The organism is Micromonospora sp. CMU55-4 (assembly GCF_011602315.1).
Lineage (GTDB): Bacteria > Actinomycetota > Actinomycetes > Mycobacteriales > Micromonosporaceae > Micromonospora > Micromonospora chalcea.
This window is the reverse complement of the sequence record NZ_JAAOLH010000003.1, coordinates 519,207-544,048: the sequence shown is the minus strand read 5'-3', so window position 1 is coordinate 544,048 and position 24,842 is coordinate 519,207. Positions and strand designations below refer to the sequence as shown.

Genomic DNA, 24,842 nt, shown 5'->3' with positions numbered 1-24,842 from the left:
GTTTGCGAACCACCACAACTCCAAGATCGGCGGGGCGGGAGCGGTGAGTTCGTCCAGGCAGCGCGGTCCTACCTCCGAAGGCCGACCCTGGAGGTTTCATGTCCGACACGCTGACCCGGCGCGAGCTGTGGGCGCTCGCGCACGCCGAGCGCGCTGCCCTCGCCGACGACCTCGCCGATCTCGACGCCGCGCAGTGGGCCCGACCCTCGCTGTGCGGCCGGTGGACCGTTGAGGAGACACTCGCGCACCTGACGGCGGCGGCGAGCGTCGGCCGGGCGCGCTGGGTCGCCAGCGTGCTCGGCGCCCGGTTCGACTTCGATCTGCACAACGACCGCCGGCTGGCCGAGCACCGGGGCGCCGACCCGGGGGAGACGCTCGACCGGTTCCGGCGGATCATCGGCAGCACCACGTCGACGTTCGGCCCGACCGAGGCGTGGCTCGGTGAGGTGGTCGTGCACGCCCAGGACATCCGGCGGCCGCTCGGCCTGGCCCGGACGCCCCCGGTCGAGGCGGTGACGCCGGTCGCCCGGTTCTACGCCGGGCGGGACTTCACGGTGGCCGGGCGCAGCGCGATCGACGGCCTGCGGGTGGAGGCGACCGACGGGCCGTTCACCGCCGGCGACGGCCCGCTGGTCAGCGGCACCACGCTGGCGCTGACGATGGCGATGGCCGGGCGGGCCGCGTACTGCGACGACCTCACCGGGCCCGGTGTCCCCACGCTGCGGGAGCGCTGCACGCCCGTGTGACCACGGCGGGTGCCCGGGTCACGGCTTCGGCAGCGTCAGGATCTCCGCGCCGTCGTCGGTGATGGCGATGGTGTGCTCGCTGTGCGCGGTGCGGCAGCCGGTCGCGCTGCGCAGCGTCCACCCGTCGGCGTCGGTGACGAGCGTGGCGGTGTCCGCCATCACCCACGGCTCCAGCGCCAGCAGCAGCCCGGGGCGCAGTTTGTACCCGCGTCCGGGGCGGCCGGTGTTCGACACGTGCGGGTCCTGGTGCATCGTAGACCCGACGCCGTGCCCGCCGAACTCGGTGTTGACCGTGTAACCGGCCGCGGTGAGGACCGATCCGATGGCGTGCGAGAGGTCGCCGATCCGGGCGCCGGGACCGGCGGCGGCGATCCCGGCCTGCAACGCCCGCTCGGTCGCGTCGATGAGCGCGACGCTCTCCGCGGGCCGGGCGTCACCGACGAGGAAGCTGATCGCGGAGTCGGCCACCACTCCGCCGAGGCTGACGGCCAGGTCGAGGCTCAGCAGGTCGCCGTCGGCGAGCGTGTAGTCGTGCGGCAGGCCGTGCAGCACCGCGTCGTTCACCGACGTGCAGATGTAGTGGCCGAACGGCCCGCGCCCGAAGGACGGCTCGTAGTCGACGTAGCAGGACTGCGCCCCGGCCTCGACGATCATGCGCTGGGCCTGCCTGTCGATGTCGAGCAGGTTGGTGCCGACGGTGGTGCTGCTCCGGAGGGTCTGCAGGATGTGGGCGACCAGGGCGCCGGTGTCCCGCGCCCGCCGTACGTCGGTGGGGTTCAGGATCTCGATCATGCGGGCGCCTTCCTCACGCGACCAATAAGTATCCCGGTCATGTTATCCCGGTATTAGAATCTCGGCATGGTCCGGTTGCCCCTCACTCCCGCCGAGGTCGAGCGCGGGCAGCGCCTCGGCGCGCTCCTGCGCCGCGCCCGGGGTGAGCGATCCATGCTGCTCACCGCGCTCGACGCGGGTGTCTCCCCGGAGACGCTCCGCAAGATCGAGTCCGGCCGGGTGGCCACCCCGGCGTTTCCCACCATCGCCGCCATCGCCGACGTCCTCGGCCTCTCCCTGGATGCGGTCTGGTCGGAGATCAACCACTCCGACGAGGTGGCGCGTCTCGCGCCGTCCGAGCGGCGCCTCGCCTCGTAGGGCAGCCCTCTCGACGGGGTCGAGCATACCGAGTATGTAAGATTCCGCGCATGCCACCCTCGCGTCGCGCCGTCGCGCTTGTCGTTCCCGTCGCCGGTTTCCTGCTCGGCTTCCTGGACTTCGTCTGGATCAAGTGGGTGCCGTTCCCGTTCGCCGAACTGGGCAACTCCACAGCCACCTGGGCGGTGGCCGCGTTCGCGCTGGGCTGCTGGATCCGGTCGGGCGCGGTGCGTGCCGCCGTGGCCGCCAGCGTCCTGCTGATCGTCGCGGTGCCCAGCTACTACCTGGCGGCGACGCTGCTCCAGGGCGACGACCTCGCCGTGATCTGGGCGCTCACCTCGTTCGTCTGGATGGCGTTCGGCGTGGTGGCGGGCGTGGTGTTCGGCGTCGCCGGCATCTGGGCGCGGACCGACGGATGGCGGCGCGTCGTGGGGACCGCGCTGCCGGTGGCCGTGTTCGTGGAGGAGGCGCTGCGGTTCGCGCTGAAGTCCGGGTCCTACCCCGGAGCCTGGTGGAACGTGGCGATCGACCTCGGGCTGGCGGTGCTGCTCGTGGTGCTGATCGGCCGGTCCGCCCAGGTGCGGCTGCTGGCCGCCGCGGTGGCGCTGCCGCTGGCCGCGGTGGGCGCGCTCACGTTCGCCGCCGTCGCGGGGAGCTGACCTGCCCCGCCGCCGAGGCTGCGAGCCACCCCGCCGGCCGAGGATGCGGGCCACCGCGTCGGCCGAGGCGGCGGACCACCGGCCCGACCGGGATCGGCGACAATGACCCGAGAACGGCGTGGTCCGGATGACGGGGGAGGAAACGGATGATCCGACGGCAGGTGCTCACGGCGGCGATGCTCACGGCGACGGCCCTGGTGGCCGGCTGCACAAAGGACCGGCCCGAAGCCGCGTCGCCCACCAGCGCCCCGACCGCACCCGCCGCGTCGGCGACGCCGAACGCCGAGCCGGTGCCCGCGCCGGCCGAGCTGGCGGCGCTGGAGCGGCGCTTCGGCGCCCGGATCGGCGTCTACGCCGTCGACACCGGCACCGGCCGCACCCTCGCGCACCGGGCCGACGAGCGGTTCGCATACGCCTCGACGTGCAAGGCGCTCGCCGCCGGCGCGATGCTGGCCGCCACGTCCGACGCCGACCGGGACCGGGTGGTCCGCTACCGGCGCGCCGACCTGGTGGCGCACTCACCGGTGACCGAACGGCACGTGGAGACCGGGATGACGCTGCGGGACGCCGCCGAGGCAGCGGTGCGGTACAGCGACAACACCGCCGGCAACCTGCTGTTCGACGCGCTCGGCGGCCCGGCCGGCTTCGCGCGGGCGCTCCGGGATGTCGGTGACCGGGTCACCCGGCCGGTCCGTATCGAGCCGGAACTCAACGCGGCCACGCCCGGCGACGAGCGCGACACCAGCACGCCCCGCGCGCTGGCCGGCTCGCTGCGGGCGTACACGTTGGGTGAGGCCCTGCCGCCCGCGGACCGGGACCTGCTGCTGGGCTGGATGCGGGCCAGCACCACCGGCAGCGGGCTGGTCCGGGCCGGCGTGCCGGCCGGGTGGCAGGTGGCGGACAAGTCCGGCACCGGCGGGTACGGCACCCGCAACGACATCGCCGTGGTGTGGCCGCCGGACTCCGCGCCGATCGTGCTGGCGGTCATGTCCAGTCGCGGCAGCCGCGACGCGAAGCCCGACGACACCCTGGTCGCCGAGGCGGCGCGGGCGACAGTGACCGCGTTGCGCTGACGGGAGGCCGGCTCAGGGGATGGGCCACTCGTGCACGGGCCGGTTGCTGTGCATCAGGTCGACGTAGTGGCGGACCACCTCGCGCAGCGCCGCCGGACGGTCCAGGTGGTCGGCCGACTCCAGCCGGTGCAGCGTCTCCACCTGCCAGGTCGCGCCGTTGCGGCTGGTCAGGCAGCGCTGCTCGACGATGCCGAGCAGCCGGTCCCGCTCGGCGGGGTCGAGGCCCCACCGGTCCAGCCCGTGGTGGGCCATCGGCAGCAGCCGGCGCAGCACCAGCTCGGTCACCGGCAGGTAGCCCAGGCCGGGCCAGTACACCTGGGCGTCGATGCCGTGCCGGGCGCAGGCGTTGAAGTTCTCCTCGGCCGCGCTGAACGACATCTGCGACCACAGCGGACGGTCGGACTCGGCGAGCGCCCGGACCAGGCCGAAGTAGAACGCGCCGTTGGCGACGGTGTCCAGCACCGTCGGCCCGGCCGGCAGCACCCGGTTCTCCACCCGCAGGTGCGGGCGGCCCTTCAGCACGTCGTAGACCGGCCGGTTCCACCGGTAGATGGTGCCGTTGTGCAGCCGCAGCTCGGCCAGTTTCGGCACGCCGCCGCTGTGCAGCGTGGTGGCCGGGTCCTCCGGGTCGCAGACCGGCAGCAGCGCCGGGAAGTAGCGCACGTTCTCCTCGAACAGGTCGAACACGGAGGTGATCCAGCGTTCCCCGAACCACACCCGCGGGCGTACGCCCTGGGCCTTGATCTCCTCCGCCCGGGTGTCGGTGGCCTGCTGGAACAGCGGCACCCGGGTCTCGCGCCACAGCTCCCGGCCGAAGAACAGCGGCGAGTTCGCGCCGAGCGCCACCTGGATGCCGGCGATCGCCTGGGCCGCGTTCCAGTAGTCGGCGAACTGCGCCGGGCTGACCTGGAGGTGGAACTGGGTGCTGGTGCAGGCCGCCTCCGGGGTGATCGTGTCGGCGGTGGTGGCCAGCCGCTCCACCCCGCTGATCGCGATCGGCAGGTCCTCGCCCCGGGCGGCGAAGATCTGCTCGTTGAGCAGCGCGTACCGGGGATTGGCCGACAGCGTCTCGGCGGTCAGGTGCTCCGGGCGCAGCGTCGGCAGGATGCCGACCATCACCATGTGCGCGCCGACCGTGCGGGCCTTTGACTCGGCGGCGTTCAGGCTGGCCCGCACGTGTTCCTCGAACGCGGCGGTGCCGGTGCCGGCCAGCCGGCGCGGCTCGACGTTGATCTCGACGTTGAACTGGCCCAACTCGGTCTGGAACGCCGGGTCGGCGATCGCCTCCAGCACGTCGGCGTTGCGCATGGCCGGGTCGAAGTCGTCGTCGACCAGGTTCAGCTCGATCTCCAGGCCGGTCATCGGCCGCTCCACGTCGAACCGGGACTCGCGCAGCATCTCGGCGAACACGTCCAGGCACCGCCGGACCTTCTCGCGATAGCGGGCCCGGTCCTCCCGGCTGAAGGTACGCACGCCGACGTCCTCGCCCATGGTCACCACCCTGTCACCGTTGGTTCTTCCCAACCTCGCACGGAGTGGCGGGTCAGGAAAGGTCCGCCAGACCCTTTTCTGTACCCCGTGGCGGCCCCGGTGATCCCCGTCGCGGGGCAGCGGGTTCCGTCCGGGCCGCCCGGCCCGGGCGGCTAGCATGGCCGCCGACGGCGAAGGGGAGTGGCTGATGCGCGACGGGTGGATCCGGGCGTTCGTGGTGGCGGCGTTCGCCGAGGGCTGCTCGTGGGCGGCGCTGCTGGCCGGCATGGCGGTCAAGTACGGGCCGCCCGGAAACGAGATCGGCGTGAAGATCTTCGGCCCGATCCACGGCGCGTTGTTCGTGGTCTACGGACTGCTGACGCTCGTGGTGGCCCGGCGGCGCCGCTGGACGCTCGTGCAGACCGGGCTGGCCCTGGTCAGCGCGGTGCCCCCGTTCGCCACCGTGCTGTTCGAGCGCTGGGCGCGCCGCCGGGGCCTGCTCGACGCGCCGGCCCCGGTCGAGCGACCGCTCACCCCCGCCGGTCGCTGACCGAGGCAAGGTCCTCCGCGAGGAAACCGGCCAGCACGTCGGTCAGCTCCCGCGGCGCCTCCTCGGCCATGTGGTGCCCGGACGGGATCGAGGCGGTCCGCACGTCGTCGGCCCAGTCCCGCCAGATCGCGGCCGGGTCGCCGTACAGGTCGACCATGTCGTCGCGCTCGGACCAGGCGAACAGCACCGGGCAGCCGATCCGGCGTCCGGCGGCGCGGTCCGCGTCGTCCGCCGCCCGGTCCGGACCGAGCCCGGCCCGGTAGTCCTCACACATGGCGTGCACGGTGGCCGGATCGTGGATGGCGCGGCGGTAGTCGGCGTACGCCTGCTCGCCCATCTCCTCCGGTGAGCCGCCGTACCAGGCGTCCGGATCGGCGTTTATCACCCGCTCGGCCGGTTTGGCGAGCTGGCCGAGGAAGAACCAGTGCCACCAGCGGGCGGCGAACCGGGCGTCGCAGCGGGCCAGCGCCTCACCGATCGGCACCCCGTCCAGCACACCGAGGCGGCTCACCCGGTCCGGGTGGTCCAGGGCGGTGCGCATGGCCACGTACGCGCCGCGGTCGTGTCCGACGACGGCGGCCCGGCGGTGGCCGAGCGCGTCGAGCAGCCCGACCACGTCCGCGGCCATCGCCCGCTTGGAGTAGACCGTGTGCTCCGGGTCGCTCGGCGGCTTCGACGAGCCGCCGTAGCCGCGCAGGTCCGGGCAGATCACCGTGTGCCGCGCGGCCAGCCGCGGCGCCACCCGGTGCCAGGTCGCATGGGTACGCGGGTGCCCGTGCAGCAGCACCACCGGCGGCCCGGAGCCGCCGTGGCGTACGCGCAGGCGCACCGCGCCGGCGTCGATCTCGGTGAGCGTGAATCCGGCGAACATGGCCGCAGCGGTGCCCGCCACCGGCGACGGGGAAACCTAGGTCAGCGCGGAGCAGGCGGCCACGCCGAACAGCAGCACGGCGCCCAGCACGGCCTGGAGCAGCAGCGCCGGACCCAGGTGCGACCAGAGCGTGGCGGTGCGCGGGGTGAGCAGCTGCCCGGTGGTCAGGTTGACGATCCGCTCGATCCGGGGCGGCAGATCCTCGTCGCGCTGCGCCCGCAGCGTGAGCTGGACGTGGTCGCCGGGGTGCAGCGCGCTCTGCGGCAGGTGGCCGTGCAGCTCGACCTCGACCAGCCGGCCGGCGGCGTCGCGGACCCGGACCGGGGTGACCAGGAACTCCGGCCCCTTCTTCAGCTCCTTGAAGCTGCGCCGGGCCCCGCCGCCACCGCTGCTGAGCAACGCGCGCACCACCTTCAGCAGCAGCCCCACCACCCCCGCGGCGGTCAGCACCGCGACCAGCGCCGGCTGCCCGACCCGTACCTCCCGGGCGTAGCCCTCCATCAACCGGACGAGACGTCCGGTGACGACGCGCTCCGCCGGGTGGACGACGCGACGGGTATGCAGCTCCGTGTCCATGTTCACCACCGAGAGTTCCGATCCGTGCACAGATGGTATCGACCCGTGGAGTTGAACGACGTGAATGAACACCGGTCACGCCCGGGCGGCCGGCAGGTGAACTCCGCCGGGGCGCGGGTATGCGTGCGGCCGAGCCGGAAAGGGGTCGAGCATGCAGCTGTCCTTCCTGCGCCCGCTCTACAACCGTCCCGGGCCCTGGTGCTCGGTGTACATGGACGCCTCCCGCGACACCCAGGACGCGCGAGCGCAGGTCGACCTGCGCTGGCGGGCCCTCAAGGGCGATTTGCTGAGCCAGGGCGCCGACCCGGTCACCGTCGAGGCGGTGGAGGAGGTCGTCCGCCGGCACCAGCCGATGCCCGGTGACTACGGGATCGCCGTGTTCGCCACCCGGGGCCGCGTGGTGCTCACCGAGTACCTGTCCGCGCCGCCGCTGCGTGACCTGGCGAGCTGGTCGGCGCTGCCGCACACCATGCCGCTCGTGGCCCAGCGCGGCGAACAGGTGGCCTGGGTGCGGGTCCTGGCCGACCGTACCGGCGCGGACGCGATGGCGGTCAGCGCCGGCGGCGTTCCGCGCCGCGCCCACGTCACCGGCGGACAGAGCCGGCAGCTGCGGCGCGTACAGCCGGGCGGCTGGTCACAGTCCCGCTACCAGCGCGCCGCCATGGAGGCGTGGCACCAGAACGCCGGCGACGCCGCCGCCGCAACCGCAGACCTGGCCGAGCGGGTCGGCGCGGACGTCGTGGTGGTGGCCGGGGACATCCGCGCCACCGGCATGATCGCCGCCCAGCTGCCGGAACGGTGGCAGGACGTGTTGGTCCGCACCGACGCCGGCGCCCGCGACGTCGGCGCGGACGACACGCTGATGGACGACATCACGGCGCAGACCGTCGCCGAGGTCGCCGACCGGCGCGTCACCGCCGCCCTGGACCGCTTCGGCGTGCAGGAGGACGTCGGGGCCGGCCTCGACGCCGTGGTCTCCGCGCTGCAACGCAACCAGGTCGACACCATGCTCATCGTGGACGACCCGTCCGCCGACGGCGAGCTGTGGGTGGGCCCCGAGCCGACCGAGATCGCCACCGACCCGGGCCAGCTGTCGGACATGGCGGTGGCCGACCCCCAGCGGGTACGCGCCGACGCCGCGCTGCTGCGCGCGCTGATCGGCACCGACGCGGACCTGACGGTGCTCGCGCCCGAGGAGGCGCCGGAGCTGACCGACGGGGTCGGCGCGGTGCTGCGCTACGTCGACGCGAGCACGCCCGGGCGGGGTAATGGCTGAGCGCATCGTCGCCGACCTGGTGGTCGAACGCCTGCGGGCCTGGCGGGTGCCGCGGGTCTTCGGCTGTCCGGGCGCGGCGATCGCCCCGCTCGTGGGCGCGCTCGACGACGCGGGCGGGGACCCGGCGTTCGTCCCCGCCCGGCACGAGGAGACCGCTTCGTACATGGCCACCGGGCACGCGAAGTTCACCGGCGGCGTCGGGGTGTGCCTGGCCACCCAGGGGCCCAGCGCGGTGCACCTGCTCAACGGGCTCTACGACGCCAAGCTGGACAGCAAGCCGGTCGTCGCGATCGTCGGCGAGGACGTCACCGGCCCGCTCGGTGGCGCGCACGAGGAGATCGGGCTGAGCCGGCTCTTCGGCGACGTGTGCAACCAGTTCGTCCGCTACGGCCGCCGCCCGGAGCAGGTGCCGGCGCTGCTGGACCAGGCGTTCCGTACCGCCGCCGCGACGCGCAGCCCGACCTGCGTGGTGCTGCCGCGCGCGTTGCAGGTCACCGCCGTACCGGACCTGCTGCCGCAGACCGCCGGAGTGGTCACCGCGACGCCCGGCGAGCCGCTGGCCCGGGTGCTGCCGCACGACGCCGACCTGGACGCCGCCGCCTCGCTGCTGGGCAGCGGGCAGCGGGTGGCGATGCTCGTCGGCCAGGGCGCGCACGGCGCGGCCGAGGACATCGTCGCGCTCGCCGACCGGCTCGGCGCGGGCGTGGCCACGTCGCTGCTGGGCAAGCCGGTGCTGGACGAGCGGCTGCCGTTCCACACCGGCGTGCTCGGCGAGGTCGGCACCACCGCCGCCGCGCAACTCATGGGCGGCTGCGACACGCTGCTGATGATCGGCACCAACGATCCGTGGACCGACTGGTTCCCGATGCCCGGCCAGGTACGCACCATCCAGATCGACATCGACGGCCGGCGCGTCGGCACCCGCTACCCGGTGGACGTGCCGCTCGTCGGCGACACCGCCGAGACGCTGCGGGCACTGCTGACCCGGGTGCCCGACCAGCCCCACCGCGAGTGGCGCGGCATGGTGGAGAAGATGGTGGACCGGTGGCGGGAGACCGCCGCCGAGCGGGCCGCCACGCCCGCCGAGCCGGTCAACCCGCGGCTGGTGCTCCACGAGCTGTCCGCCCGGCTGCCCCGGCACGCCTCCGTCGCCGTCGACGTCGGCTCGGTCGTCTACTGGTACGCCCGGCACCTGGAGCTGCCACCGGGGGTGCAGGCGCGGCTGTGCGGCACGCTCGGCTCGATGGGCTGCGCGCTGCCGTACGCGGTGGCGGCCAAGCTGGCCCGCCCGGACGAGCCGGTGATCGCGCTGCTCGGCGACGGCGCGATGCAGCTCAACGGCCTGGCCGAGCTGATCACGGTGGCACACCACTGGACGCGGTGGCGCGATCCCCGGCTGATCGTGCTGGTGCTGAACAACCGGGACCAGTCCGGTGTGGGCGGCGGGCGTACGCCCGGGGGACGACGCTCCGACGTGCCGTACGCCGGGTGGGCGCGCCTGCTCGGGCTGCACGGCGTACGGGTGGACCGGCCGGACCTGGTCGGCGCCGCCTGGGACGAGGTGCTCGCGGCCGACCGGCCCGCCGTGCTGGAGGCGGTGGTGGATCCGTCCACGCCGCTCGACGTGCCCGAGCCGGCGCTGGCCGACCTGCGCGGCCTGGTCGCCGACGGTGACGCCGCCCGCCGGGTGCGGGAACGGGTGATCCAGACCGAGGCCATCGCGGCCGACGAGATCGTCTAGCGGCATCCGGGCGGCCCACCCTCTCTTCCCTCGCGATCTTGCAGTTCCGGCCCCCTGAGTGCCCGGTTCAGGACGGTTTTCCGGGGACCGAAGTGCAAGATCGCGGGGGAGGTGGCAGGGGGGCAGCGCTCGCGGTCGCCGGGCGGCCCGGAGACGTCTCGATCGGCGTGCCCCCTCGGGTGTGACCAGCGCGAAGTCGTTGCGTTCCAGCGGCGGTCCGTCCCGGTACGGGGTGATGGTCGCCGCCGGGGTGCTCCCGTCGTCGGGCATGCGCCGTGCAGTGCCCGTCCCGGTCCGGCCCATACCCGCCCGTGACGGCGGGCGCGCGGCGCGACGGCGTACCTGGGTGCCGCGGGCGGTGCGGCCACCGGGCGGGCCTTGGTCCTGCCCCGTGGGGAGATGCCCCGTTTAGACCCCAGAGGGACGGGAAGCCGGGCCGCGTGGTGAGCGAACGAGTCGAACGGGCCGGCGGCGCGGGACTGCCCGCCGAGCGGGTGGTGGCGGCCGGCAGCGCCGCCCGGACCCTGGTCGCCGCGACCGCCCGGGCGCTGCGCGGCGACGACTGCGGCGACCTCGGCCACCCGGGCGCGCTGTCGCGCCTCGGCGGCGCGCCCGAGCCGGTACGCCGGGCCGCCGCGTCGCGGGCCGCCGGGCGGGCCGCGCTCACCGCCGCCCAGATCGCCGCCGTGGACGCCGAGCGGGTGGCCGGATGGTTCACCGGACAGTACCCGGACCGGCGCTGGCCCGGCGTGGTGCTCGGTTCACCGCACGGCGCCGCCGCCCACCTCGCGGTGGCGCTCGGCGTGCCGTGGTTGCCGGCCGGCTTCGAGATCACCGCCCGGTGGAACCGGGGGGCGGTGGACCGCCCGGACGCCGCGTACGCGCACGGCGCCACGCTGGCCGCCCGGCTGCTCGACGCCAATCCGCGCGTGCACGTACGCCAGGTGCACTGCCCGGCGAGCCGGGGCGCGGCGGCGGGCGCGGTGGTGACGTTCGCGGTGCGCTGGCGCACGCTGCCGAAGGCGTACGCGCGTTTCCTGGCCGACCGGCTGGAACCGGCCGCGCCGGTGCTGCTGCTGCACGACGCCCGCACCTGGCCGGTGCGCGACGGCGGCGACGGGCACAGCTTCCAGACCGGCTGCCCGGCCGGCGGGCTGGACCCGGTCGACTTCCACCCGGACGCCCGCGCGCTGGGTCAGGTGCTGCGCGCCGCCGGCGGGGACGAGTCGCGCTGGGTCACGCCGGAGGTCACTGTCGCGGGCGCGTTCGCCGAGCACGGTGTGGAGTCCGGTTTCGAGCACGACGCCCGGTCTGCGGGGGACCGGCACGGGCACCCGCTGCACCGGGTCGTGGTGCCGCAGCCGGACGCGCTGAGCGCGGTGACCGCCGACCTGTACCGGCGCTGGCTGCGGCGGGCCGGCAAGACCGGGGACCGGCTGGTGGTGGAGTGCGGGCGGCTGCTCGATCCGGGGCAGGTGCTGCGGGCCGGCCTGGTGCCCTACTGGTGCGAGAACGCCACCGCGCGCCGGGTCGCCGGCGTCGAGTGGTGGCTGGCCGGCAGCGAGCCGTTCAGCTCGGTGGACGTGCTGCCCGAGCCGCCCGGCCTGCGCTCGCCCGCGCACGCGGGCCTGCCCCAGTGGCTGGCGGTGGCCGGTTTCGGGCGCAAGCGGCGGGCCCTGGACCGGGGTGCCGCCCGCGGCTACCCGGTCGCCTCGGTACCCACCCGACGTGCCACGGAGGTGTTGCGCAACCAGCCCTGCGACCTGCCCACGCCGCCGCCGCTGCGGGCGGCCGAGGCCCTCACCGCGCTGCGTGACGCGGGCGCGCACCAGGGCCTGCTGGTCTGCTGAACCGCCGCCGGGACCGGCTGCCGGGCAACCTGGCGAAACTTCCTCGCGATCCTGCGGTCCGTGATTGAGTACCTACGGAGCGGGAAGACCGCTCGCCGCGGAACGGCCCACGACGCCGTGCGGCGGACGGCCACCGCCTTCGACGTACTCCGTCACGTAACCCAACTTCCTCACCCGGTGCGTGGTCCGACCACGCGCACGACCGGTTACGACCGGGCGGGGACCTTCGGCGAGGGGGGCGCGGATGTTCGGACAGACCACCACACCCACACCACCGACCACCGACCGGGGTCTGGAGGACCTGGACGCCGCGGCGCTCGCGTACGCGGCCCGGATCGAGGGACTGCCACCGGAACGGCGGCAGGAGGCGCGGGACGACCTGGTCCGGTTCGCGCTGCCGTTCGCCGGCCGGCTGGCCCGGCGCTACCGGGGACGCGGCGAGCCGCTGGAGGACCTGGAACAGGTGGCCCGTCTCGGGCTGGTCAACGCCGTCGACAGGTACGACCCGGAACGGGGCTCGTTCACCGCGTACGCGGCGATCACCATCGTCGGCGAGATCAAACGGCACTTCCGTGACCGCACCTGGGGCGTGCACGTGCCGCGCCGGTTGCGCGACCTGATCCTCGAGGTCGGGCAGGCCACGGCGACGCTCACCAGCGAGCTGTCCCGCGCCCCCACGGTGGCGGAGCTGTCCGCCCGGCTGGAGACGCCGGAGGAGGAGATCCTCGCCGCGCTGGAGTCGGCCGCCGGCTACAGCCCGGCGTCGCTGAACGCGCCGGTCGGCGGGGAGAGCTCGGCCGAGTTCGGTGACCTGGTCGGCGAGTCCGACCACGCGCTGGAGTCGGTGGACGACCGGGTCACGGTCAGCGGCCTGCTGCACCGGCTGCCCTGGCGGGAGCGCCGCATCCTGGCGATGCGCTTCTACGGCAACCAGACCCAGGCGGAGATCGCCGCCCGGTTCGGCATCTCGCAGATGCACGTGTCCCGGCTGCTGTCGCGGGCGCTGACCTGGCTGCGCCAGGCGATGCTGGCCGAGGCGCCGCCGCCCTGGCAGAACGGCGCCGCCGAGGCCGAGCCGGCGAAGGCCCGCATCTCGGTGAAGCAGAACGGCGACCGGGTGGTGGTCGAGGTCGGCGGCGAGGTCGACCGGGCCGGCGCGGACCAGCTGCGCCGGGCCGTGCTCAAGGCGGTCACCGGGCAGCCCCGCGAGGTGGTGGTGGACCTGGTCGGCGCGGGTGGCTTCGACGCCGGCGGGATCGCCGCGCTGATGGCCGGGCGGGACGCCGCCGCGCGTACCGGGGTGCCGCTGCGGCTGACCCGGGTGCAGCCGGCGGTGCGCCGCTCGCTGACCGCTGCCGGACTGCCGGCCGCCGACTGACCCGCCGCACGCACGTACCGCGCCGGCTCCCACCACGGGAGCCGGCGCGCGGCGTACGCGACGGGGGCCGGCGCCCGCACGGCGCCGGCTCTCGTCCGGTGTCTCAGTTCTCCGGGGTGTCCCCGTGCCCGCGCGGGTGCCGCCACCTGTCGTTGGGCTGGTCGTCGCGCTCGGCGTTGAGCGCGCTGTCCTCCGGCTCGTCGGTCTCCTCGAAGCTGGGCCGGCGTACCTCCTCCGGCACCGGCACCTCCACCGGCCGGGCGCCGGACTGCGGAGCGGGCTGGTAGTCCACCGCCTCGGGCGCCCCGTACGCGCCGCCGGCCGACGGGGACTCCGGCAGGTGCCGCTCGTGGTGCAGCTCCTCGCGGAAGCTCTGCGGTGGCTTGGTGGTGCGCTGCGGCAGGTCGCGGCCCAGGTCGGAGACGAGCGGGCCGTACTTTAGGTCGAACGCCGGCCGCTCGGAGCGGATGCGCGGCATCCGGTCGAAGTTGCGCAGCGGCGGCGGGCACGTGGTGGCCCACTCCAGTGAGTTGCCGAAACCCCACGGGTCGTCCACGGTGACCATCGCGCCGTACCGCCACGACTTCCAGATGTTCCAGATCACGAACAGGGTGGACGCGCCGAGGACGAACGAGCCGATGCTGGAGATCGTGTTCAGCGTGGTGAAGCCGTCACCGGGCAGGTAGTCGGCGTACCGGCGGGGCATGCCTTCGTTGCCGAGCCAGTGCTGCACCAGGAACGTGGCGTGGAAGCCGACGAACATGGTCCAGAAGTGCATCTTGCCCAGCCGCTCGTCGAGCAGCCGCCCGGTCATCTTCGGGAACCAGAAGTAGAGCCCGCCGAACGCGGCGAACACGATGGTCCCGAACATCACGTAGTGGAAGTGCGCCACCACGAAGTAGCTGTCGGTGACCTGCCAGTCCAGCGGCGGGCTGGCCAGCAGCACCCCGGTCAGGCCGCCGAGCAGGAACGTCACCAGGAAGCCGACGGCGAACAGCATCGGCGTCTCGAACGTGATCTGTCCCTTCCACATGGTGCCGATCCAGTTGAAGAACTTCACGCCGGTCGGCACCGCGATCAGGAAGCTCAGGATGCTGAAGAACGGCAGCAGCACCTGACCGGTGGCGAACATGTGGTGCGCCCAGACCGTCATCGACAGCACCGTGATGGCGATGGTGGCCAGCACCAGGCCGGTGTAGCCGAAGATCGGCTTGCGGGAGAACACCGGAATGATCTCGGTGATGATGCCGAAGAACGGCAGCGCGATGATGTAGACCTCGGGATGGCCGAAGAACCAGAACAGGTGCTGCCACAGCATCGGCCCGCCGGTCGTCGAGTCGTACACGTGCGAGTGCAGCAGCCGGTCCGAGGCCAGCGCCATCAGCGCGGCCGCCAGCAGCGGGAACACGAAGATCACCAGCACGCTGGTGAGCAGCGCGTTCCAGGTGAAGATCGGCATCCGGAACATGGTCATGCCCGGGGCCCGCAGCGTCACGATCGTGGTGATCAGGTTGACCGCGCCGAGGATCGTGCCCAGGCCGGACACGGCCAGGCCGACCACCCACAGGTTCCCGCCGACGCCGGGGGAGTGCTGCGCGGTGCTCAACGGCGTGTACGCGGTCCAGCCGAAGTCCGCCGCGCCGGCCGGGGTGGCGAACCCGCCCACGACCATCAGCGCGCCCAGGAAGTAGAGCCAGTACGCGAACGCGTTCAGCCGGGGGAACGCCACGTCGGCGGCGCCGATCTGCAGCGGCACCAGGTAGTTGGCGAACCCGAAGAACAGCGGCGTCGCGAACAGCAGCAGCATGACCGTGCCGTGCATGGTGAACATCTGGTTGTACTGCTCGGGGGAGACGATCTGCATCCCCGGCCGGGCCAGCTCCGCCCGGATGATCAGCGCCAGGATCCCGCCGACGATGAAGTACGCGAACGACGTGATCAGATAGAGCAGGCCGATCTGCTTGGCGTCGGTGGTGCGCAGCAACCGCCACAGCGCGTTGCCCTTCACCGCTTCCCGTACGGGCCCGGGGAAGCCCCCGAACCGGGCCGGCGCGAGGATCGCGGGCCCCCGGTCTCGTGCCGGTTCCGTGACTACCCGCTTGGGCATGGCATCTCACCCCGTGTGACGACAGACAGGACGGGCGGGCGTACCCGGCCCTCTGCCCATGTAACCAGGCGAGAGCGGAGAATTCGGTCAATTAGCCGGGAGCATGGCCCAGACAACCTTGCCGGCGCCGACCGGGGTGCTGCCCCAGCGCTGGGTCAGCTCCCGCACCAGCATCAGCCCGCGGCCCCCCTCGGCGCGCGGATCGCGGCTGCTCGCGGCGCGCGCGTCGGCCGGGCTGCCGTCCATCACCGCCACCCGCAGGTACGGCCGGCGCAGCGTCAGCGTCACCTGCATCGGGGTGCCGGCGTGCCGCACCACGTTGCCGACCAGCTCGCTGAGCACCAGCGAGGCCGGGCCGGCCAGCTCCGGCACGTTCCACCTGCCGCACGCCTCGGTGACCAGCTCCCGGGCCCGCCGGCAGGCCCCGGCCACCGGCTCCAGCCGCGCCCGCAGCCGGGGCGCCGAATCCGCGCCGGCCAGCGCCGCCGCCTCGGCGCAGTCCCGGCGCACCGGCACCACCCGGCAGGCGGTGGTCTCGTTCAGCCAGGCCGCCGTCTCGGCGCAGGGCGCGGCGAGCACCATCGGCACCGCCGGCCAGTCGGCTGCGCGCCGCGCGGCGGCGGCGAAGACGGACAGCGCCAGCGGCTCGCCGACCTCGATCTCCTCCAGGTCGACCACCAGGGCGTCCGGCTGCGCGGCGAGGCACCGGTCCAGCACCTCGTGCACCGCGCGCATCGTGCCCAGGTCGAGCGCGCCGGCCAGCCGTACGACAGTGACCGGCGACTCGTCGCGGACCTCGCACCTGATCCGGGTCACCATCGCCGTCCTCGTTTCCGTTTCGTCGGGGAGGGTCGGCCGCGGCGGTCGCCGCCTCCCGCAGCCGGAGGACTACGGACGTACCCGGGCCCCCGGCCCCCGAAACCGGGCATCCGGGCCGCCGGGGCGCAGGTCAGCGGCGGTCGCCGCGTCGCGACGCGAGCAGCCCCAGGACCAGCATGGCGGCGCCCAGCAGCAGGTGCAGCCAGGCGTCGGCGCGGTTCACCGCCAGCACGTTCGCCGCGTCGCGCCGGTCGACCGCCAGGCCGGTGAGCCACAGCGCCAGGTAGACCGCCCCGGCGCCGACCAGGAACGCGCGGGCCCCGGCGACGGTACGGGCCAGCGCCAGCCCGGCCACCCCGAGGACCAGGTGCACCAGGTTGTGCACGACCGAGACCTGGAACAGCCCCAGCAGCCGGGCGCCCGACCCCGGGCCGGCGAAGCGCAGGTCCGCGTAGTCGCTGGTGATGCCGGGCACGAAGCCCAGCGCGCCGAACAGCAGCAGGAGCACGGCGAACCCGGAGGCGATCCGGCGCACCGGCGCCCGGCCGTCGGCCGGGTTGCGGCGCGCCCGGGAGTGCGCCATCGAGTTCGTCACGCCGGCCTCCTCGCCACGCGGGGAGCGACGGTTTCCCGGGCCCGGCGCGGGCAAACGCCGGCCCGGCGGCGTACGTCAGGCGGGCTGCAACGGCTGCTCCGCGCCCTGGCGGACCCGCTCGTACAGCTCCAGGTAACGCTGCGCCATCCGGGCCGGGGTGAACCGGCGCGCCGCCTCGCGCCGGCACTCGTCCGGCTCCAGGCCGCCGGCGGCGAGAACCAGGTCGCCCAGTTCCTCCTCGACGCCGGTGAGCAGGCCGGTGCGGCCGTGCTCGACCAGCTCCGGCAGGCAGCCCCGGGCGGTGGCCACCACCGGCGTGCCCAGCGCCAGCGACTCGACCACGGCGGTGCCGCCCGGCTCCTCCCAGCGCAGCGGGAACAGCGACGCCCGCGCCGAGGCGACCAGGTCGTCGCGGTCCCGCCCGGCCACCGTGCCGACCCAGCGCACCCGGTCGCCGTCGACGTACGGCGCGACGTGGTCGTGGAAGAAGCGCACGTCCGGGTTCTGCCGCGCCTCGTCGCCGGCCGCGGCGAGATCCTCCGGCCGGTGGTACGGCCCGACCGGCCCGGCCAGCACCAGCGGGAAACCGGCCTCGTGGGCCAGCCGCGCGCCCAGGTCCTGCCCCTTGCCCGGGTTGATCCGGCCGAGGATCACCACGTGGTCGCCCTTCGCCACCGAGGCTTGCCGGTCCGCGTCCACCGCGAGCGGGGTGGACAGGTGCACGTGCCCCACCGCGTGCGCGCGCAGCGCCTCCGGAGCGCGCGCCAGCTGCGACGCGGACACGCCGTTGACCCGTACCCGGTCGCCGCCGTCGAGGTTGCCGTACAGCTCGGGGTGCTTGGCCAGGTCCCAGTGCAACGTGTGCAGCGCGGGCGGGGCGTCCGGGCCCATCGCCGCGAGCGTGGCCAGCCCGACCGCCTCCACGTGGTCGTGCACCAGGTCGATGTCGTCGCGGGCGTGCAGCGCCCGCACCACCCCGGACAGGTGCGCCTGGGACACGCCACACACCTGGTTGTACGGCCGTTGCAGCGCGTGGAACTGGCCGTCCGGGAAGACCGCGATCTTTTCGTCCACCGGCAGCGTGCTGCTCTCCACCGAGGCCAGCACCACCCGTACGCCCAGCCGGCGCAGCTCCGGCACGAGCGTGGCCACCACGTTCTCGATCCCGCCGTAGCCGGGCGGCGGCACGGACAGCCACGGACCGGCGTTCATCAGCACGGTGAGCGTCATGCGTTGTTCCTCCTCGCGCTCACGCGGCCGCGACCCGGCGGCGGCGCGGGATGCGGTGCCGCAGCTGCGCCAGCGGCGGGCGCTCCTGCACCGACACGTCGTTGACCACGACCTCGCGGTCCAGGTTGGGCAGCGCCTCCGAGCCGCCGCGGCGGAACTGGGTCAGCAGCGCGCCCGGCATCACCCCGGGCGCCGCCCAGCCGCGCCGTTGCAGCCGCGACCAGGCGGTCAGCATGATCTGCGCGGACATCCGGCCCAGCGCCGCGGTGTCCTGGTGCCGGTGCTTGCGCTCGCCCAGGTCGACCTGGGCCAGCGCGTCCAGCCCGACCAGCTCCAGCAGGTCGATGAGCATGGCCGTCTCCACCCCGTACCCGGTGACGAACGGCACCCGCTCCAGCACCCGGCGGCGACCGGCGTACTCGCCCGCGAGCGGCTGCACGAAGCCGGCCAGCTCCGGCCAGAACAGGTTGAGCAGCGGCCGGGCCATCAGCTCCGTCACCCGGCCGCCGCCGTCGGGCTCCACGCTCGTCGCGCCGACCAGCGGCCGGTGGTAGAAGCCCTTGACGAAGTCCACGCTCGGATCGGTGAGCAACGGCCCGAGCAGCCCGGTCACGAAGTGCGGCCGGAACTCGCGCAGGTCGGCGTCGACGAACGCGACCACGTCCCCCTCGGCCGCCGCCAGCCCGGCCCAGAGCGCGTCGCCCTTGCCGGTCAGCCGGGGCAGCCCGCGCGTCATCGCGTCCTGGCTGACCACCTCGGCGCCGGCCGCGCGCGCCACCTGCGCGGTCCGGTCGGTGGACCGGGAGTCGACCACGATCAGTTCGTCGACCAGCTGCACCCGGTCCATCAGGTGCTCCCGGACCGTCGCCACGATCGCGCCGACTGTGGCCTCCTCGTTGCGTGCCGGCAGCACCACGCTGACCCGGCTGTTTCCCTTTGCCCGGACCAGTCGCTGCGCCGGCCAGTCGGCGGCGGTGCTGGTGCGGTACGTGGCCCACGCCTCCACCACAGGTGAGACGGTCGAATCTGATTCCCGCACGGGCACCCCCATTAGTGGTGGAATCGCGAACCATGGTTTTCCCAATCCCGCATCCGCGCTAACCGGATCTTGCCTGACAACCTGATCACCAGGTGCGTACCGGGCGGTTCCGGGCAGATGAACGTTGCGTTGCGCCCCTCGGCGACGTTTCGGGCGCGGCCGCCGCGGGGAGTGGTGACCGCAGTCTTCCAGTCGTGGCGAGAGGGTTGGTCGGATGCGTACCTGCCGGGTGGGACTGGTCGGAGCCGGCGGGGTGGCGCAACGCCACGCCCGGGTGCTCACCGGCTTCGAGGACGTGGAGCTGCTCGGCGTCACCGACGTCGCGCCGGACGCGGCGGAGGCGCTCGCCGGCACGTACGGCGGCCGGGTGTTCCGCGACGTGGACGAGCTGCTCGCGGCCGGACCGGACGCGGTGTACGTCTGCGTGCCGCCGTTCGCCCACGGGCCGGTCGAGGAGGCGGTGGTCGCCGCCGGTGTGCCGATGTTCGTGGAGAAGCCGGTGGCGCTGGACCTGGAGACCGCCGAGCGGGTCGCGGCGCTGGTGGAGCAGCGCGGGCTGCTCACCGGCGTCGGGCACCACTGGCGCTACCTGCACGTGGTGGCGGAGGCGCGGCGGCTGCTCGCCGGCCGCCCGGTGCGGATGGTCAACGGCGCCTGGCTGGACAAGGTGCCGCCGGTGGCCTGGTGGGCGCGGCGGGACCGCTCCGGCGGCCCGGTGGTCGAGCAGGCCGCGCACGTGCTGGACCTGGTCCGGCTGCTGGCCGGCGAGGCGGTCGAGGTGAGCGCGTACGGCGACGGCAGCCCGCCGCCGGTCGACGGCGCCGACATCGACTCGGTGACCGCGGCCACGCTGCGCTTCGGCTCCGGCGCGGTCGGCACGCTCGCCGCGTCGTGCGTGCTGGGCTGGAAGCACCGGGCCGGCGTGGAGATCCTCGCCGACGGGCTGGCGCTGTGGCTGGCCGAGGACGGCCTGACCGTCCGGGACGGCGACGGCGAGCGGCACCTGCCCGCCGACCCGGACGGCGCGCGGATCGCCGTCGACCGGGCCTTCGTCGACGCCGTTCGTGGTCTCGGCGACGACGTCCGGGTGCCGTACGCCGAGGCGCTGCGCACCCACCGGCTGGCGCTGGCGGTGGCCGAGTCGGCGCGTACCGGCCGGCCGGTGGCGCTGCCGAACGGCCCGGCGGCCCGGCGGCCCGTCGCGGACGCGGGGGTGGGCGTCGATGCGTGACCGGGTGGTGGTGGTCGGCGGCCCGGGCCGGGTCGAGTTGACCGAACTGGACGCGCCGGAGCTGCGCGAGGGCACGTTCCGGGTGGAGACGCTCTACAGCGGCGTGTCCGCCGGCACCGAGCTGAGCTTCGTCAAGGGCACCAACCCGTACCTGCACGTGACCTGGGACGCCGCGCTCGGACTGTTCCGGCCCGGCGGGGCGAGCACGCCGTACCCGGTGACCCGGCTCGGCTACATGCAGGTCGGGCGCGTGGTGGAGAGCCGTACCCCGGCCGTCGCGGTGGGCGAGGTCGGGGCCATGACGTACGGCCACCGCAGCGGCTGGGTCGCCGACCCGCTCACCGAGCGGTTCGTGCCGCTGCCCGACGACCTGGACCCGCTGCTCGGCGTGTACGTCGCGCACATGGGCCCGATCTGCGCCAACGGGCTGCTGCACGCCGCCGCCGACCTGTGCGGCGCCGACGTGCGCACGCTCGGCGACGGCGTACGCGGTCGCCGGGTGGCGGTGGTCGGCGGCGGCGTGGTGGCGCTGCTGACCGCGCTGTTCGCCCGCCGCCACGGCGCCGCCTCGGTGGTCGTGGTCGACCCGACGCCGGCCCGGCGGCAGGTGGCCGAGGCGCTCGGCCTGGACACGCTCGACCCGGACGCGGACGACCCGGCGGTGGTGCTCAAGACCCGGTGGAACCACGCGGCCGGGGACCGGGGCGCGGACGTGGTCTTCCAGTGCCGCGGCCAGGACTGGGCGCTGCAACTCGCGCTGCGCCTGCTGCGACCGCAGGGCACGGTGATCGACCTGGCGTTCTACCAGGCCGGCGCGGACGCGGTCCGGCTCGGCGAGGAGTTCCACCACAACGGGCTGTCGCTGCGGTGCGCGCAGATCGGCCGGGTGCCGCGCGGCCTGGCCCCCACCTGGGACCGCGAGCGGCTGTCCGCGGAGACGGTGGAGCTGCTGCGCCAGTACGGCGACATGATCCGCAAGCACCTGATCTCCGCCGTGGTCCCCCTGGACGAGGCCCCCGCCCTGCTGACCGACCTGGCCCAACGCCGCCGCACAGAACTCCAGGCAATCCTGACCCCCTGACCCCCTTTTCAGGGCGTCGATCATGAGGTTGGCGGCGACAAAACGGGCGCCGGACGCCGCCAACCTCATGATCGACGGAAGCGGACGGGGCGGGCGGAACCCGGCGCGCGGCGGGCGGGGGTCACAATCGGCTCCGGTTCGCGTACCGTTGCCGCTCATGGGTGTGTCGCAACGGTTGAAGACCAGGTTCCGCCGGTTCCTCCAGCGCCCGGGGACGACTGTCGACCTGGCTCCGCTGGAGAAGCTGCTGCCGGCGATCGAGGCGCGCGAGGCTGACCTGGAGAAGCTCTCCGACGCCGAGCTGACCGAGGCCGCCGGCCAGGCGTCGGGGTACGAGGAGATCTGCGCGATCGGGCGCGAGGCGGCCCGGCGCGGGCTCGACCAGCGCCCCTACGACGTGCAGCTGCTCGGCGCGATGGCGCTGCTGTCCGGCAAGGTCGCCGAGATGGCCACCGGTGAGGGCAAGACGCTCACCGCGACCGTCGCCGCGTACGGCCACGTGCGGCTGGGCAACGGCCCGGTGCACGTGCTCACCGTCAACGACTACCTGGCCCGCCGCGACGCCGAGTGGATGACGCCGGTCTACGACCTGCTCGGGCTCAGCGTCGGCTGGGTCAACGAGGCGTCCACGCCCGACGAGCGGCGCGCCGCGTACGCCTGCGACGTCACCTACGTCTCGGTCAGCGAGGCCGGCTTCGACTTCCTGCGCGACCAGCTCGTCACCGACCTGGCCGACCGGGTGCAGCCGCCGCTGAAGACCGCGATCGTGGACGAGGCCGACTCGATCCTGATCGACGAGGCCCGGGTGCCGATGGTGCTGGCCGGGGCGGTCGGCGGCGAGCAGGACCCGGTGCACGCCGCCGCCGCGCTCGTACGCGGGCTGCGCAAGGGCAAGCACTACACGGTCGCCGAGGACGGCCGCAGCGTCGCCTTCACCTCGGTCGGCCTGGCCACCGTCGAGGCCAAGCTCGGCGGCATCGACCTGTACGACGAGGAGCACGTCGGGCAGCTCTCCGCGGTGAACGTGGCGCTGCACGCGCACGCCCTGCTGCACCGCGACGTGGACTACATCGTCCGGGACGACTCGGTCGAGCTGATCGACGAGATGCGCGGCCGGGTCGCCCAGCGCCGCCGCTGGCCCGACGGGCTGCAGGCCGCGGTCGAGGCGAAGGAGGGCCTGGACGCCACCGCCGAGGGCGAGGTGCTGGGCACGATCACCGTGCAGGCGTACATCGCGCTCTACCCGACGGTCTGCGGGATGACAGCGACCGCGGTGCTCGTCGGCGACCAGCTCCGGGAGTTCTTCGGCCTCGAGGTCGCGGTGATCCCGCCGAACACCCCCTGCGTCCGCGAGGACGAGCCGGACCGCATCTACGCCACCCGCGCCGAGAAGGAGGAGGCGCTGGTCGACGAGATCACGCGCTGCCACGAGGCGGGGCGGCCGGTGCTGGTCGGCACGCTCGACGTCAAGGAGTCCGAGGGGCTGGCCGCCGCGCTGAACGCCGCCGGCGTGTCGTGCGTGGTGCTCAACGCCAAGAACGACGACGAGGAGGCCGGGATCATCGCGGAGGCCGGCGCGTACGGCGCGGTGACGGTCTCCACGCAGATGGCCGGCCGGGGCGTCGACATCCGGCTGGGCGGCAGCGACCAGGCCGACCGGGACCGGGTGGCCGAGCTGGGCGGTCTCTACGTGATCGGCAGCGGCCGGCACGACAGCCGCCGGGTCGACGACCAGCTCCGCGGCCGGGCCGGGCGGCAGGGCGACCCGGGCGGGTCGGTGTTCTTCGTCAGCCTGGAGGACGACCTGGTGGTCCGGCACGCCGGCGACACCGTGCCGGCCTCGCCCCGGATGAACGCCGACGGCCTGGTCACCGACCCGCAGGTCGACTACGCGGTCGAGCACGCCCAGCGCGTCGCCGAGGGCGTCAACCACGAGATCCACCGCAACACGTGGCGCTACAGCCAGGTGATCGAGCAGCAGCGCAAGGCGCTCGCCGAGCGCCGGGAGCGGCTGCTGACCAGCGACATCGCCGCGCTGATGCTGCTGGAGCGGGTGCCGGAGAAGGCCGGCGAGATGGACGAGGACCTGCTCGCCGACGTGGCCCGCAAGATCGCCCTCTACCACCTGGACCGGCTCTGGGCCGACCACCTGGCCGAGCTGTCCGAGGTCCGCGAGGGCGTGCACCTGCGGGCGCTGGGCCGCCTCGACCCGCTCGACGAGTTCCACCGCAGCGCGGTGCCGGCGTTCAACGCGCTGGTGCCCGAGATCGAGACGCGGACCGTGGCCACGTTCGAGGAGACCGAGTTCGACGAGGGCTGGGAGCCGGACTCGTCGAAGCTGGTGCGGCCGAGCGCCACCTGGACGTACCTCGTGCACGACAACCCGTTCGGCTCGGAGCTGGACCGGCTGATCGCCTCGGTGGGCCGGCGGCTCATCTCCGGGTCGCGCTGACCCGCGCGGAAAGGCCCTTCCCGGCGCGACCGGGAGGGGCCTTTTTGCGCGGTTTCGCCCGCGGTCTGGGAGGGTAGTAGGCCGAGGCCCGGCCACAGGAGGGACGGACATGGGACAGGCAACGGCGCCGAGCGGGGACATCGGGTGGACGGTGGAGGCCACGGCCCGGTGAACCTCGACACGCGCCAACCCATGATCGACAACCTTGGTGTGCTGGAGACCGCCGCGCTGCTGCGCGAGCTGACCGCCGGACTGATCGGCGCGGCCGGGTTCGACGAGGCGCTGGACCGCCTGGTCCGCATCGCCCGCGACGCCGTACCGGCCGTGGACAGCTGCGGCTTCACCGCGCTGCGCGCCGGTGAGCCCGCCGGTGTGGCCGCCTCCGATCCGGAGCGGGCCGAGCTGGACGACCTGCGGCACGGCCCGGACACGCCCGCGATGACAGCGATCCGCCGCCGGGAGATGATCACCGCGGGCGGGCTGTCCGGCGACCCGCGCTGGCCGGTCTGGAACGAGCGGGCCCGCGCCCTGGGGGTGCACGGGGTGATCTCCGCGCCGGTCGACATCGACGAACAGGTCATCGGCGCGATCAACCTCTACGCCGACTCGCCCGACGCGCTGACGCCCCGGCACCAGCTCACCGCGATGCTCCTGGCCGAGCACGCCGGGCTGCTGCTGGCCGCCGCGCGCGACCGCGAGCGGGCGGCCACCCGCGCCGGTCAGCTCGACGACACGCTGCTGGCCGAGGGGGTGGTCGGGCAGGCCGTCGGCGTGATCATGACGCAGCGCGGCTGTCCCGCCCCGGAGGCCCTGCGGGTGCTGCGCAGCGCGGCGTCCTCGCTGGACATCCCGCTGCGCGAGGTCGCCGAGCGGCTCGTGCTGACCGTCTCCCGGCCCCGGGACAACTGAGCGACAGTCGTTTCACCCCGCGGCGCCTCGGGTAGCACTC

Annotated in this window: 22 protein-coding genes; 13 read left to right on the top strand and 9 right to left on the bottom strand. The window is 74.2% G+C overall.

The window, feature by feature from the left end; translation table 11 throughout:
• Positions 1 to 98 precede the first annotated feature (98 nt).
• Positions 99 to 746, top strand: coding sequence for a maleylpyruvate isomerase family mycothiol-dependent enzyme (locus HA073_RS08645; RefSeq protein ID WP_166456081.1), 648 nt, complete (start codon positions 99 to 101; stop codon positions 744 to 746).
• Between the two features lie 18 nt (positions 747 to 764).
• Here the strand turns inward: HA073_RS08645 and map are convergent, their stop codons facing one another.
• Positions 765 to 1,538 carry a type I methionyl aminopeptidase gene (map, locus tag HA073_RS08640; RefSeq protein ID WP_166456080.1) on the bottom strand — a complete coding sequence of 258 codons (774 nt, stop codon included), beginning with the start codon at positions 1,536 to 1,538 and terminating at the stop codon, positions 765 to 767.
• 66 nt (positions 1,539 to 1,604) lie between these two features.
• Between map and HA073_RS08635 the strand changes: the two genes are divergently transcribed.
• The 3 genes from HA073_RS08635 (at position 1,605) to bla (ending at position 3,627) form a co-directional block, all read left to right on the top strand.
• The gene (locus HA073_RS08635; protein WP_043324508.1) at positions 1,605 to 1,895 is read left to right on the top strand and encodes a helix-turn-helix domain-containing protein; all 291 of its coding nucleotides are present in this window, start codon (positions 1,605 to 1,607) and stop codon (positions 1,893 to 1,895) included.
• Between the two features lie 50 nt (positions 1,896 to 1,945).
• Positions 1,946 to 2,554, top strand: coding sequence for a DUF6518 family protein (locus HA073_RS08630; protein ID WP_166456079.1), 609 nt, complete (start codon positions 1,946 to 1,948; stop codon positions 2,552 to 2,554).
• 146 nt (positions 2,555 to 2,700) lie between these two features.
• Entirely contained in the window at positions 2,701 to 3,627 is a 927-nt protein-coding gene (gene bla, locus HA073_RS08625) for a class A beta-lactamase (protein ID WP_166456078.1), read from the top strand.
• A 12-nt stretch (positions 3,628 to 3,639) separates the two neighbouring features.
• Here bla and HA073_RS08620 read toward each other — a convergent pair whose 3' ends face one another.
• Positions 3,640 to 5,118: a glutamate--cysteine ligase gene (locus HA073_RS08620; protein ID WP_113973747.1), complete on the bottom strand. Its 1,479-nt coding sequence runs from the start codon at positions 5,116 to 5,118 to the stop codon at positions 3,640 to 3,642.
• 157 nt (positions 5,119 to 5,275) lie between these two features.
• Between HA073_RS08620 and HA073_RS08615 the strand changes: the two genes are divergently transcribed.
• Positions 5,276 to 5,647, top strand: a complete 372-nt coding sequence (locus tag HA073_RS08615) for a DUF3817 domain-containing protein (protein ID WP_069089827.1) — start codon at positions 5,276 to 5,278, stop codon at positions 5,645 to 5,647.
• On the opposite strand, the gene HA073_RS08610 is transcribed toward HA073_RS08615, so the two are convergent.
• Together HA073_RS08610 and HA073_RS08605 are read right to left on the bottom strand one after the other, a co-directional pair.
• Positions 5,628 to 6,518: an alpha/beta fold hydrolase gene (locus tag HA073_RS08610; protein ID WP_069089871.1), complete on the bottom strand. Its 891-nt coding sequence runs from the start codon at positions 6,516 to 6,518 to the stop codon at positions 5,628 to 5,630. The genes HA073_RS08615 and HA073_RS08610 overlap by 20 nt on opposite strands.
• Positions 6,519 to 6,554: 36 nt before the next feature.
• Positions 6,555 to 7,103, bottom strand: a complete 549-nt coding sequence (locus HA073_RS08605; protein ID WP_176722897.1) for a hypothetical protein — start codon at positions 7,101 to 7,103, stop codon at positions 6,555 to 6,557.
• A gap of 142 nt (positions 7,104 to 7,245) precedes the next feature.
• Here HA073_RS08605 and HA073_RS08600 point away from each other — a divergent pair, with 142 nt between their 5' ends.
• The 4 genes from HA073_RS08600 (at position 7,246) to HA073_RS08580 (ending at position 13,339) form a co-directional block, all read left to right on the top strand.
• The gene (locus HA073_RS08600; RefSeq protein WP_166456077.1) at positions 7,246 to 8,370 is read left to right on the top strand and encodes a Vms1/Ankzf1 family peptidyl-tRNA hydrolase; all 1,125 of its coding nucleotides are present in this window, start codon (positions 7,246 to 7,248) and stop codon (positions 8,368 to 8,370) included.
• Complete coding sequence (locus tag HA073_RS08595) at positions 8,363 to 10,111, top strand: thiamine pyrophosphate-binding protein (RefSeq protein ID WP_140946441.1); 1,749 nt, start codon at positions 8,363 to 8,365, stop codon at positions 10,109 to 10,111. Before HA073_RS08600 ends, HA073_RS08595 begins: the two co-directional genes overlap by 8 nt.
• 440 nt (positions 10,112 to 10,551) lie before the next feature.
• A complete protein-coding gene (locus HA073_RS08585) occupies positions 10,552 to 11,961 on the top strand; it encodes a hypothetical protein (RefSeq protein ID WP_166456076.1) in 1,410 nt (469 codons plus the stop codon).
• Between the two features lie 244 nt (positions 11,962 to 12,205).
• Entirely contained in the window at positions 12,206 to 13,339 is a 1,134-nt protein-coding gene (locus HA073_RS08580) for a SigB/SigF/SigG family RNA polymerase sigma factor (RefSeq protein WP_064446137.1), read from the top strand.
• 103 nt (positions 13,340 to 13,442) lie between these two features.
• Here the strand turns inward: HA073_RS08580 and ctaD are convergent, their stop codons facing one another.
• From ctaD to HA073_RS08555, 5 genes are all read right to left on the bottom strand, one after another.
• Complete coding sequence (ctaD, locus tag HA073_RS08575) at positions 13,443 to 15,446, bottom strand: cytochrome c oxidase subunit I (protein WP_166456075.1); 2,004 nt, start codon at positions 15,444 to 15,446, stop codon at positions 13,443 to 13,445.
• Positions 15,447 to 15,533: 87 nt separating this feature from the next.
• Complete coding sequence (locus HA073_RS08570; protein ID WP_064446135.1) at positions 15,534 to 16,265, bottom strand: ATP-binding protein; 732 nt, start codon at positions 16,263 to 16,265, stop codon at positions 15,534 to 15,536.
• 130 nt (positions 16,266 to 16,395) lie between these two features.
• Positions 16,396 to 16,848: a DUF4383 domain-containing protein gene (locus HA073_RS08565; protein WP_166456114.1), complete on the bottom strand. Its 453-nt coding sequence runs from the start codon at positions 16,846 to 16,848 to the stop codon at positions 16,396 to 16,398.
• Between the two features lie 87 nt (positions 16,849 to 16,935).
• Entirely contained in the window at positions 16,936 to 18,090 is a 1,155-nt protein-coding gene (locus tag HA073_RS08560) for a glycosyltransferase (RefSeq protein ID WP_166456074.1), read from the bottom strand.
• 19 nt (positions 18,091 to 18,109) lie between these two features.
• Positions 18,110 to 19,096, bottom strand: coding sequence for a glucosyl-3-phosphoglycerate synthase (locus HA073_RS08555; RefSeq protein ID WP_375336229.1), 987 nt, complete (start codon positions 19,094 to 19,096; stop codon positions 18,110 to 18,112).
• A 247-nt stretch (positions 19,097 to 19,343) separates the two neighbouring features.
• Here HA073_RS08555 and HA073_RS08550 point away from each other — a divergent pair, with 247 nt between their 5' ends.
• From HA073_RS08550 to HA073_RS08535, 4 genes are all read left to right on the top strand, one after another.
• Positions 19,344 to 20,360 (top strand): Gfo/Idh/MocA family protein, encoded by a 1,017-nt coding sequence (locus HA073_RS08550; protein ID WP_166456073.1) that lies wholly within the window; start codon positions 19,344 to 19,346, stop codon positions 20,358 to 20,360.
• Positions 20,353 to 21,441 carry a zinc-binding alcohol dehydrogenase gene (locus HA073_RS08545; RefSeq protein WP_166456072.1) on the top strand — a complete coding sequence of 363 codons (1,089 nt, stop codon included), beginning with the start codon at positions 20,353 to 20,355 and terminating at the stop codon, positions 21,439 to 21,441. Before HA073_RS08550 ends, HA073_RS08545 begins: the two co-directional genes overlap by 8 nt.
• Before the next feature lie 157 nt (positions 21,442 to 21,598).
• Positions 21,599 to 23,893 (top strand): accessory Sec system translocase SecA2, encoded by a 2,295-nt coding sequence (gene secA2 / locus HA073_RS08540; protein WP_043324478.1) that lies wholly within the window; start codon positions 21,599 to 21,601, stop codon positions 23,891 to 23,893.
• Between the two features lie 192 nt (positions 23,894 to 24,085).
• Complete coding sequence (locus HA073_RS08535) at positions 24,086 to 24,802, top strand: GAF and ANTAR domain-containing protein (RefSeq protein ID WP_205796412.1); 717 nt, start codon at positions 24,086 to 24,088, stop codon at positions 24,800 to 24,802.
• The last annotated feature ends 40 nt before the right edge of the window (positions 24,803 to 24,842 follow it).

Bases quoted from the DNA above. Each gene is read 5' to 3' on its own strand.
- HA073_RS08535 (WP_205796412.1), top strand. From the start codon at position 24,086: ATGATCGACAACCTTGGTGTGCTGGAGACCGCCGCGCTGCTGCGCGAG.
- secA2 (WP_043324478.1), top strand. From the start codon at position 21,599: ATGGGTGTGTCGCAACGGTTGAAGACCAGGTTCCGCCGGTTCCTCCAG.
- HA073_RS08545 (WP_166456072.1), top strand. From the start codon at position 20,353: ATGCGTGACCGGGTGGTGGTGGTCGGCGGCCCGGGCCGGGTCGAGTTG.
- HA073_RS08620 (WP_113973747.1), bottom strand. From the start codon at position 5,118: ATGGGCGAGGACGTCGGCGTGCGTACCTTCAGCCGGGAGGACCGGGCC.
- HA073_RS08565 (WP_166456114.1), bottom strand. From the start codon at position 16,848: ATGGCGCACTCCCGGGCGCGCCGCAACCCGGCCGACGGCCGGGCGCCG.
- HA073_RS08600 (WP_166456077.1), top strand. From the start codon at position 7,246: ATGCAGCTGTCCTTCCTGCGCCCGCTCTACAACCGTCCCGGGCCCTGG.
- ctaD (WP_166456075.1), bottom strand. From the start codon at position 15,446: ATGCCCAAGCGGGTAGTCACGGAACCGGCACGAGACCGGGGGCCCGCG.
- HA073_RS08610 (WP_069089871.1), bottom strand. From the start codon at position 6,518: ATGTTCGCCGGATTCACGCTCACCGAGATCGACGCCGGCGCGGTGCGC.
- bla (WP_166456078.1), top strand. From the start codon at position 2,701: ATGATCCGACGGCAGGTGCTCACGGCGGCGATGCTCACGGCGACGGCC.
- HA073_RS08615 (WP_069089827.1), top strand. From the start codon at position 5,276: ATGGCCGCCGACGGCGAAGGGGAGTGGCTGATGCGCGACGGGTGGATC.
- HA073_RS08570 (WP_064446135.1), bottom strand. From the start codon at position 16,265: ATGGTGACCCGGATCAGGTGCGAGGTCCGCGACGAGTCGCCGGTCACT.
- HA073_RS08595 (WP_140946441.1), top strand. From the start codon at position 8,363: ATGGCTGAGCGCATCGTCGCCGACCTGGTGGTCGAACGCCTGCGGGCC.
- HA073_RS08635 (WP_043324508.1), top strand. From the start codon at position 1,605: ATGGTCCGGTTGCCCCTCACTCCCGCCGAGGTCGAGCGCGGGCAGCGC.
- map (WP_166456080.1), bottom strand. From the start codon at position 1,538: ATGATCGAGATCCTGAACCCCACCGACGTACGGCGGGCGCGGGACACC.
- HA073_RS08550 (WP_166456073.1), top strand. From the start codon at position 19,344: ATGCGTACCTGCCGGGTGGGACTGGTCGGAGCCGGCGGGGTGGCGCAA.
- HA073_RS08560 (WP_166456074.1), bottom strand. From the start codon at position 18,090: ATGACGCTCACCGTGCTGATGAACGCCGGTCCGTGGCTGTCCGTGCCG.
- HA073_RS08645 (WP_166456081.1), top strand. From the start codon at position 99: ATGTCCGACACGCTGACCCGGCGCGAGCTGTGGGCGCTCGCGCACGCC.
- HA073_RS08630 (WP_166456079.1), top strand. From the start codon at position 1,946: ATGCCACCCTCGCGTCGCGCCGTCGCGCTTGTCGTTCCCGTCGCCGGT.
- HA073_RS08580 (WP_064446137.1), top strand. From the start codon at position 12,206: ATGTTCGGACAGACCACCACACCCACACCACCGACCACCGACCGGGGT.